Here is a 9,110-nt window from a genome sequence, read left to right as displayed (position 1 = left end):
GAACAAGAGCATCCGGGAGTGGACCGAGCTGCTGGCCGGCGACGAGGTGCTGGCCACGGCCATCCTCGACCGCCTGCTGCACCGAGCGCATGTTCTCAACATCAAGGGGCGCAGCTATCGCCTGCGGGATCTGGAGGAGGCTCTCCAGCGGGCTCACGCTTGAGCCGTCGTAAAACTGGATGTCGCCTTATCTCGTAAATCTCGGTGTCGCTTGACACGGGATTAGCTCGATCGATGCCGAGCGAAAGAACGGCATTGGGAAGTAGCTTGCGAGAGAGACCGATTCGCCTGCGTAGCGGATGTTGACCGGGAAAGCCTTGACGAGATGCTCGGCATTGGTTCGGTTGTACAGCAGGCCCGCGCCGAAGAAGAGTGCCAACGGGACATCAACCGACGGCTTCTGTCTCCCATCCCAGGTGATGCGCAAATGCGCGTCCGACAATGTCAGTGCACGATCACGCGGCAGGGTCAGCTTCAGGGCGCGGATCATTACAGGTCCAGCAAGCTGAAACAGGCGAAGCGGGCGGCCGCGCTCAAACGTCAGGCGATTTGTCTCGCGCGCAGTATCAGTTGGCGCAACGTCACTTCCGGATCGTCCGATCACTTGCAGTACCTGTGGGTCGGGCGGAGTGCGCCAGTCGAGCGGCCGCGGCGACGCCAGGGTGTCATCAGCGAACTGATGAAGAATGTAGTATCCTGTGCCGTAGAACGTCCGCTCATACGCTAGCCGCAGCGACCTCTCAAATGGGATCGGCACCCAGTTCAGGTCCGATCCTTTCGTGGTTGGCCAGGTCAACGCCATTGGCGGCGAGAAGATCTCGGCTGGATCATACTTCGACTCGGGTAGAGGATGTTCTGGATCAGCCGTGCTCGTCTCGCGCAAAATGTGGTCAACTCCATCGATTTCATAGTGCCAGGGGCTGCCATGCCAACGATTTGTACGGACGAAGTAGAGGATGCCTCGGCCCATGGCGTCGAGGGTAACATTAAAGTCAGGACCCTCGCCGTAGAGGAAGTGTGATGCATCAGCTGTGCGGTTCAAACCGTCACGGTCGTAGGTCGAGCGCATATATCCACGGATCCCAATCCGTTGATAAGGCCACCGAGCCCATTGCAGGTACGAATCAAGCCCGACCGGGGTGACCGGAGGCCACGGCGGAGCGGCGTGGCCTGCCGACTTTGTTGAGGACGGCGCACTGTCAGCAGCCGGCGGAGGTGCATTCTGTGCGTCGGACTTACTCACCTGAGCAACAAGAGTGCCGCTCAGCCCGGCTATGACGGCAATACGCCAGAGGAGGTGTCGTTCGAGCTTTATCGTCCGTCCCGGCGTCGTATCGGCTCCCATACCAACTCACCTCCGCCGATCCTTTGCAGGAATAAGAACAACAACCCGACATTTGCTGGAGCTTCTCTGGCGTTGCCATATCAAGCAAGTAAAGGCCATTCTGGCCGTGAGCCACGCCTGCCTAAGCCGTTGATAATGCACAATCCGGTGTTCACGGGAGAGGCAGTAGGCAAGTAAAACTCGTTCATGTGACAAAGCCGTCGATCACACTGCATTGCCGCTCAGGTTCCTGCACAAGCGCCCGTCAGGCAAATGAAATTGCGAGCCAGACCGTGACGAAGTTTAGGGAGCTGGCGACTGCGGCCCACTCCGGTGCGGTCAGCCGGCCTGATCCTGACGCTGATGAGTTGCCTAGAACCATGCTAACCCTCTCACTTGGTGTGCCCACGTTGCCGCCAAGGACATCCAAGGCGCCACATCACATTCGTCCGATGGTACGGCTGAGCGGCATCGTCAACTTAAGCAAGTTGGAGCAATTTGAGTGCATCACGCTCGCCTCTAAACCATTGAAAGTACGTAACCCCGCGTCGGCCATAAACCGGCCAAAGCTCGCAAAATCCGTTAAGTTGACGATGCCTTCTGAAGCCTCACGGGTGGGCATCAAAATGAATTATACGACCAAGGGCGGATAGATGCATGTGCTTTGAGGAATGACGGTGCAGATGGTGCCGTCATACGCTCCCGGCGCTACGTGGGATGTCAGCATGCGACAACGTCATCCAGCATCACTCCCCAATTCACCTACCGTCTCCGGACCAGCAATTTCCTTCTCGATCGGGTTTTTTGCGTTCTGAGGGTTAAGCATTGCTTCCACGACAAGCGGATCAAGTTTTCCGTCATCCTGGCTCGCATAGGACAGAAGCGCTCTGCGCATGCCCGGCGTCCAAAAGGCGAAAAGATGATCGTGGATCCCCTTGAGAGCCTGCTCTTCCGGATAGGACCGGAAGAAGCCGGCAATCTGATTAGCCATACGGATGAGCTTCTCGATACTCATACCAAAGCATCCTGTATGTGAATGTGCTCCAGTCCATGGAAGACCGTCACGGAATCGTGCCGAGCAATTGCAACAAGCGTAATATCAAGATGTCGGGCTCGTTCCAGAGCCAGAGATGTCGGAGCTGAAATTGCGATAAGTGTCCTCGCACCGAACGCCGCGACCTTCTCGACGAGCTCGAAGGAACAGCGGCTCGTGACGATCACAAAACCACTGTCAGGCTTCGTGCCGGCGCGGCACAGCGCTCCGATGAGCTTATCCAGGGCATTGTGACGGCCGACATCCTCACGCACGCAAAGGAGGATCCCATCCATATCGGCCCAAGCTGCTCCATGGACCGCGTGGGTGCGCTCGTTCAGCGCCTGCTCACTGTCGAGCGCTCCCAAAGCCGCTCGAATGGCCGTGAGAGAAACGCTCGGCGCAGGACCACTGAGCAAGCGCGCGTGAGGCAGCGCGTCGAAATCATCGATCCCGCACAACCCACAGCCGGTCCGTCCTGAGAGCACCCGCCTTCGAGCCAGATGGTCGTGAAGTCTGTCGGGTGTAAGATCGATAGAGACTTTCAAGCCCTTCTCCTCGGGTTCGATGCGAACTCCGCGAATATCATCCGGAGCTTGAATTATACCTTCCGTCAGGCTGAAACCCAAGGCGAAGTCGTCCAGGTCGGACGGCGATGCCATCATGACGGCGAACGGAATGCCGCCATACACGAGGTTGACCGGCACCTCCGAGGGAATCGCACGTGTGCTCCGAACTGGGTCGCCTGTCCCAAAAGGGAAAACGGTGGCTGGTGTGTCCACCGCCTCGAGGATTTGCGAGTTGTCTTCATTCGGCGGCATTGGCATTCGCGTCGATACGTTTGAGTGCTACATCCTCTTCGAAGAACCGGGCCTGCCAGTCGGAGGACCGATTGGTGCGGCGGACCTGCACTGCCGTGACCTTGTACTCAGGGCAGTTCGTCGCCCAGTCGGAATAGTCGGTGGTGATCACGTTCGCGCCGGTCTTCGCGTGATGGAAAGTCGTGTAGACAACCCCCGGCTGCATGCGCTCGCTGATCAGGGCTCGCAAGGCGATATCGCCGGACCGGCTCTCGAGGGAGACGAGATCACCATCGAGGATCCCCCGACTCTCCGCATCGAAGGGGTGGATCTCGAGCACGTCCTCCTCGTGCCAGCGGCTGTTCTCCGTGCGCCGTGTCTGCGCTCCGACATTGTATTGTGACAGGATGCGACCGGTCGTGAGGATCAGCGGGAAGCGCGGTCCCGTCCGCTCCTCGGTCGGAACGAAATCCGTGATCATGAACTTGCCTTTGCCACGGACGAAGCGGTCGACATGCATCATCGGCGTTCCGGCCGGGGCAGCCTCGTTGCACGGCCATTGTACCGAGCCAAGCTGATCAAGCTTATCGTACGACACTCCGGCGAAGGTTGGGGTCAGACGGGCGATCTCATCCATGATCTCCCTGGGATGAGTGTAGCACATCGGATATCCGAGGGCGTTCGAGAGAGCTATCGTGACCTCCCAATCCGCCAATCCACCCAGTGGCGGCATCACTTTCCGCACGCGGTTGATGCGCCGCTCGGCATTGGTGAAGGTCCCGTCCTTTTCGAGGAAGGAGGAACCGGGCAGGAAGACGTGGGCATATTTTGCGGTCTCGTTAAGGAAGATGTCCTGGATCACCACGAATTCCATGGCCTTCAGACCAGCGGTCACATGCTGTGTGTCGGGATCGGATTGAGCAATGTCCTCGCCCTGGATGTAGAGAGCCTTGAAGGATCCGGACACCGCCTCATCGAGCATGTTCGGAATGCGCAGTCCGGGCTCGTTCAGAAGGCCCACCCCCCAGAAAGCCTCGAACATCTGCCGCGTCGCATCGTCGGAGACGTGCCGATAGCCGGATAACTCATGTGGGAAGGATCCCATGTCACACGAGCCCTGGACATTGTTCTGCCCGCGCAGCGGGTTCACGCCGCTGCCGCGCTTCCCGATATTGCCGGTCGCCATGGCGATGTTCGCCATGCCCATCACCATGGTGGAGCCCTGGCTGTGTTCGGTGACGCCAAGCCCGTAATAGATCGCACTATTCCCGCCGGACGCGTAGAGCCTAGCGGCGCCTCGCACATCCGCGGCAGAAACCCCCAGGATGTCTGCGACGGCCTCGGGGGAATGACGTTCTTCGGCAATGAAGCGAGCCCACCCCTCAAAGGCGTCCAGCTCACAACGCTCGCGTACGTACTCCTCATCCACCAGCCCTTCCGTCACGATCACATGCGCAAGCGCATTGATCATCGCGACATTAGTCCCGGGCTTCAGAGGCAGGTGGTAGTCCGCCTCGATGTGGGGCGATCTCACAAGGTCGATCCGGCGCGGATCGATGACGATGAGGCGAGCCCCCTCGCGCAGCCGCCGCTTCATGCGGGAGGCGAAGACCGGATGCCCATCGGTTGGGTTGGCTCCGATCACGATCATGACGTCAGCCTGGTCCACCGATGCGAAGTCATGCGTGCCTGCCGACGTGCCGAGGGTCGTCTTCAGCCCGTATCCGGTCGGCGAATGGCAGACGCGGGCGCAGGTATCGACATTGTTGTTGCCGAATGCCGCCCGGACGAGCTTCTGGACGAGGAATGTCTCCTCGTTCGTACACCTGGACGACGTGATGCCGCCGATGGAGTCGCGGCCGTATTTGGTCTGGATGCGCTTGAGCATGCTTGCAGCATGGTCGATCGCCTGCTGCCAGGAGACCTCCTGCCATGGATCCGTGATCCTATCACGGATCATGGGCTTGGTGATGCGGTCCTTGTGCGTGGCATATCCCCAGGCGAAGCGTCCCTTGACGCAGGAATGACCCTCGTTCGCCTTGCCGTGTTTGTAGGGAACCATGCGTACGACCGTCGTGCCTTTCATCTCGGCCTTGAAGGTGCAGCCGACGCCGCAATAGGCGCAGGTGGTGATGACCGAATGCTCGGGCGTGCCGAGATCAATCACGCTCTTCTCATTGAGCGTGGCCGTCGGACAGGCCTGCACGCAGGCACCGCACGATACGCACTCGGACCCGAAGAAGTCCATTCCGCCAGGTGAGACGCGGGAGTCGAAGCCCCGTCCCTGAACCGTCAGGGCGAACGTGCCCTGCACCTCCTCGCAGGCTCTCACGCAGCGCGAGCAGACGATGCACTTGGAATCCTCGAAGGTGAAATACGGGTTGGACACATCCTTCGGCGCATCGAGATGGTTGCCCCCGTCATAGCCGTACCGGACCTCCCGCAGACCGACGGCGCCCGCCATGTCCTGGAGCTCACAATCGCCATTGGCCGAGCAGGTGAGGCAATCAAGCGGATGATCCGAGATGTAGAGTTCCATCACGCCGCGACGGAGCCTTGCGAGCCGATCGGTTTGCGTGTGTACGACCATGCCCTCTTCGGCAGGAGTCGTGCAGGAGGCAGGCGTGCCGCGGCGGCCATCGATCTCGATAAGGCAGAGACGACAGGAGCCGAAGGGCTCCAGCGAGTCCGTGGCGCAGAGCTTGGGGATTTCGGTTCCCAGCATCATGGACGCGGCCATGACGGAGGTGCCTGCCGGCACCGTGACAGGCTGGCCGTCGATGGTCAGCGTCACCGCTTTTTCCGTCCTGCAGATCGGCGTGCCGTAATCGAGTTCCCTGATCAGGGCCATGACTACTCTCCATTACTCGGCGGCCGCGGGAACCTGCGGAGCCTTGTCGAAATCCTCGGGAAAATGGGTCAACGCGCTCATCACCGGCAGGGGCGTCAGCCCCCCCATGGCACAGAGCGAAGCGTCGGTCATGAGGGTGCAGAGATCCTCAAGAACCTCGAAATTCTTCTCCGGCTCGATGCCGGCGATGATCCGGTCCATGACCTCGACGCCTCGCACCGCGCCGACACGGCAGGGCGTGCACTTTCCGCAGCTCTCGGCGGCGCAGAATTCGAAGGCGAAGCGCGCCTGCTGCGAGAGGTCGACGCTGTCGTCGAATACGACGATGCCGCCGTGGCCGAGAAGGCCCTTCTCCGCCGCGAGCGTTTCATAGTCCAGGGGAAGGTCGAGCATGGAGGCCGGAAAGTAGGCTCCGAGAGGTCCTCCGACCTGAACTGCCTTCACGGGACGCCCCGTCGCGGTGCCTCCGCCGAAATCCTCGACGATCTCGCGCAGGGTGGCCCCGAAGGCGAGTTCGATGAGACCGCCGCGCGTGACATTGCCTGCGAGCTGGATCGGCAGCGTGCCGCGCGAACGGCCCATGCCGAAATCCGCATAAACCTGACCGCCATTTGCCAGGATCCACGGTACGGTCGCGAGAGACAGCGTGTTGTTGATGAGGGTCGGCTTGCCGAAGAGCCCCGCGATCGCCGGCAGTGGCGGCTTTGCCCGCACCATGCCGCGCTTGCCCTCGAGGCTGTCCAGGAGCGATGTCTCCTCGCCGCAGATGTAAGCCCCCGCCCCGAGCCTCGTTTCCAGCGTGAAGGCCTGACCCGATCCCATCAAAGATGGCCCCAGGCAGCCGGCTTTCGTGGCGAGCGCGATGGCGTCCGTCATGGTCCGGTAGGCGTAAGGGTATTCCGATCGGATGTAGATGAAGCCCTTGGCAGCGCCAACGGCCAAGCCCGCGATGGTCATGCCTTCGATCAGGGAGAAGGGATCCCCTTCCATGAGCATCCGGTCCCCAAAGGTGCCGCTGTCACCCTCATCGGCATTGCAGACGATGTACTTGCGGTCCGCCTGTGCATGAAGAACCGTGTCCCACTTGATCCCGGTCGGGAATCCGGCCCCGCCCCGTCCGCGCAAGCCGGAAAGCTTGATCTCGTTGACGATCGCCTGCGGTTCCAGGGAGAGCGCGCGTCGAAGGCCGGCATAACCGCCATGGGCTTCGTAGTCCTCGACAGACAGCGGATCGACGATGCCGCAGCGTGTGAAGGTCAGCCGCTGCTGCCTGGCGAGGTAAGGCTGGTCCTCCAGGCGCCCCAGGCGCAAGGGATGCTCCGCACCCGTAAGGAAGTCGGCATCGAACAGGCTGCCGATGTCGGAGGGACTGATCGGCCCGTAGGCGATGCGTCCCCCAGGTGTCTCGACCTCGACCAGCGGTTCGAGCCAGAACAGGCCGCGCGACCCGGTCAATGCGGTCTCCAGGATTAGGCCTCGAACGGCGGCCTCCTCGCAAACCAGCCGGGCTATCCGCACTGAGCCGACGGACACCGATGCGGAATCCCGGGAAATGAAGATCCTGATCATGGTCCCCGCGCCTCACGGGCGACGGTATCGAGACGCTCCCGATCGACCCTTCCCATGGGTTCGCCGTCATAAAGCGCGGATGGGGCGCAGGCACACAGCCCGAGGCAGTAAACGCCTTCAACGGTCAAGGCGCCGTCGGACGTGGTCCCGCCCCAATCGATCCCGAGCTCTTGCAGCAGGTCGCGTGCGATCCGTGGACCGTTCATGGACTGGCAGGCTTCCGCCCGGCACAGTTTGAGAACGTGCCTGCCTGCGGGCTGGCGGCGGAAATCATGGTAGAAGCTGACGGTCCCGTGGATCTCGGCCCGCGACAGGTTCAGCTCCGAGGCCACCAGGGCTATGGCCTCTTCGGGAATGTGCCCGAATTCGTCCAGGAGGGCGTGGAGGATCGGCAGCACCGGGCCTTCCAGAGTACCATTCGCCGCGATGATCTCGCGCGCGCGACCTTGATCCCATTCGCCTAACCTCGGCATTTCCACACCTGGATATTATTAGTCGCCCGAGACTGCTCGTCTTGGGGGCGGTATGCAACCGAGATTTTCGAATAGACAAGACAGAATCGAATATCCGACCAAGCTCGCTTTCCGGCTTGTCCTGCGCACATGCCCAAGATACCGCGCGGCCTGCGCGGCCGCGCGGTCACCTCTCATCCGTTTGCTGGCTTTCCGTCAGGCAGCGGCCGCCTGCTTGGCCTTGGCCGTATGGGCCGCGATGAGGTCCATCAGCTCCGGCGACAGGCAATCGTAGGGCTCGAGCCCAAGCTCCTTCAACCGAGCCCGTATCTGGGGCATTTGAGCCGGATCCACCCCGGATTCAATGACCGACGAGACGAACGCGGTAAATCCCGGTGCTGACCAACCCTTCTGCGGCGAGAGCTCCGTGTGGATGAAGTCCAGGCCGTAGAACGGATGGTTCTTGTTCTCGATGCGGCCGTACATATGAGCGCCGCAGGCCTTGCAGGCGTGTCGCTGGATCGTGGCGGACGGATCGACGATCTGCAACTTGTCCTCATTGGCCGTTACGGTCACGTTATCGCGCGGCGCGACGGCAACCATCGCAAACGTGGCGCCTGTCGGCTTCCAGCATTTGGTACAGCCGCACAGGTGGTTGTGCGCACTGTTGCCCTTGATCTCCACGATGACCGGATCGCTGGTGCATTTACAGGTGAGCCTGCCACCGGCGAAGTTTGGCTCGCCTTGGGTTACGCCATTGTCGACTGCTGGGTGGATCGAGAGAGTGGCATTCATTGGACGCTCCTTTCCCATCAAAGTCTTCTCGGTTAACCGGCGCAGCTTATCACGCCCGGGGCCATGCCATGAGAGCTAAGCCGGAAATTTCATCAGATCACGCAAAGAAACTCGGATTATCCGTACCTCGGAAGGGATGGGAAGCACGGAACCCGGCAATCTCCTGATCAGTAGACGATGACCGAGCGGATCGACTTGCCTTCGTGCATGAGGTCGAAGGCGGTGTTGATCTCCTCGAGCGGCATCGTGTGGGTGATCAGATCGTCGATGTTGATCTTGCCCTCCA

Annotated in this window: 7 protein-coding genes and 2 pseudogenes; 1 reads left to right on the top strand and 8 read right to left on the bottom strand. The window is 60.9% G+C overall.

Going from position 1 to position 9,110, the window contains the following annotated elements; genetic code table 11:
- Positions 1-142, top strand: a pseudogene (locus FS320_RS32615) (ATP-binding protein); the annotation flags it as partial.
- 45 nt (positions 143-187) lie between these two features.
- On the opposite strand, the gene FS320_RS32610 reads toward FS320_RS32615, so the two are convergent.
- From FS320_RS32610 to FS320_RS32575, 8 genes and pseudogenes are all read right to left on the bottom strand, one after another.
- Positions 188-1,069, bottom strand: coding sequence for a DUF2961 domain-containing protein (locus FS320_RS32610; protein ID WP_162003398.1), 882 nt, complete (start codon positions 1,067-1,069; stop codon positions 188-190).
- A gap of 991 nt (positions 1,070-2,060) precedes the next feature.
- Positions 2,061-2,339, bottom strand: coding sequence for a formate dehydrogenase subunit delta (locus tag FS320_RS32605; protein WP_152716579.1), 279 nt, complete (start codon positions 2,337-2,339; stop codon positions 2,061-2,063).
- Positions 2,336-3,178: a formate dehydrogenase accessory sulfurtransferase FdhD gene (gene fdhD / locus FS320_RS32600; RefSeq protein ID WP_192926369.1), complete on the bottom strand. Its 843-nt coding sequence runs from the start codon at positions 3,176-3,178 to the stop codon at positions 2,336-2,338. Before fdhD ends, FS320_RS32605 begins: the two co-directional genes overlap by 4 nt.
- Positions 3,165-6,008 (bottom strand): formate dehydrogenase subunit alpha, encoded by a 2,844-nt coding sequence (fdhF, locus tag FS320_RS32595; RefSeq protein WP_152716577.1) that lies wholly within the window; start codon positions 6,006-6,008, stop codon positions 3,165-3,167. Before fdhF ends, fdhD begins: the two co-directional genes overlap by 14 nt.
- A 12-nt stretch (positions 6,009-6,020) precedes the next feature.
- A complete protein-coding gene (locus FS320_RS32590) occupies positions 6,021-7,577 on the bottom strand; it encodes a formate dehydrogenase beta subunit (protein ID WP_152716576.1) in 1,557 nt (518 codons plus the stop codon).
- Positions 7,574-8,050: a formate dehydrogenase subunit gamma gene (locus tag FS320_RS32585; RefSeq protein WP_152716575.1), complete on the bottom strand. Its 477-nt coding sequence runs from the start codon at positions 8,048-8,050 to the stop codon at positions 7,574-7,576. The genes FS320_RS32590 and FS320_RS32585 overlap by 4 nt, the downstream gene beginning before the upstream one ends.
- A 195-nt stretch (positions 8,051-8,245) precedes the next feature.
- Complete coding sequence (gene gfa, locus FS320_RS32580; RefSeq protein WP_162003397.1) at positions 8,246-8,824, bottom strand: S-(hydroxymethyl)glutathione synthase; 579 nt, start codon at positions 8,822-8,824, stop codon at positions 8,246-8,248.
- A gap of 167 nt (positions 8,825-8,991) precedes the next feature.
- Positions 8,992-9,110 (bottom strand): annotated as a pseudogene (locus tag FS320_RS32575) (S-(hydroxymethyl)glutathione dehydrogenase); the annotation flags it as partial.

Source organism: Microvirga tunisiensis (assembly GCF_009296175.1).
GTDB lineage: Bacteria > Pseudomonadota > Alphaproteobacteria > Rhizobiales > Beijerinckiaceae > Microvirga > Microvirga tunisiensis.
This window is presented reverse-complemented; position numbering and strand designations above follow the sequence as displayed.

Excerpts from the sequence above, each read along its gene's own strand:
- FS320_RS32610 (WP_162003398.1), bottom strand. The coding sequence starts at position 1,069 with ATGCGCTCGACCTACGACCGTGACGGTTTGAACCGCACAGCTGATGCA.
- FS320_RS32605 (WP_152716579.1), bottom strand. The coding sequence starts at position 2,339 with ATGAGTATCGAGAAGCTCATCCGTATGGCTAATCAGATTGCCGGCTTC.
- fdhD (WP_192926369.1), bottom strand. The coding sequence starts at position 3,178 with ATGCCGCCGAATGAAGACAACTCGCAAATCCTCGAGGCGGTGGACACA.
- fdhF (WP_152716577.1), bottom strand. The coding sequence starts at position 6,008 with ATGGCCCTGATCAGGGAACTCGATTACGGCACGCCGATCTGCAGGACG.
- FS320_RS32590 (WP_152716576.1), bottom strand. The coding sequence starts at position 7,577 with ATGATCAGGATCTTCATTTCCCGGGATTCCGCATCGGTGTCCGTCGGC.
- FS320_RS32585 (WP_152716575.1), bottom strand. The coding sequence starts at position 8,050 with ATGCCGAGGTTAGGCGAATGGGATCAAGGTCGCGCGCGCGAGATCATC.
- gfa (WP_162003397.1), bottom strand. The coding sequence starts at position 8,824 with ATGAATGCCACTCTCTCGATCCACCCAGCAGTCGACAATGGCGTAACC.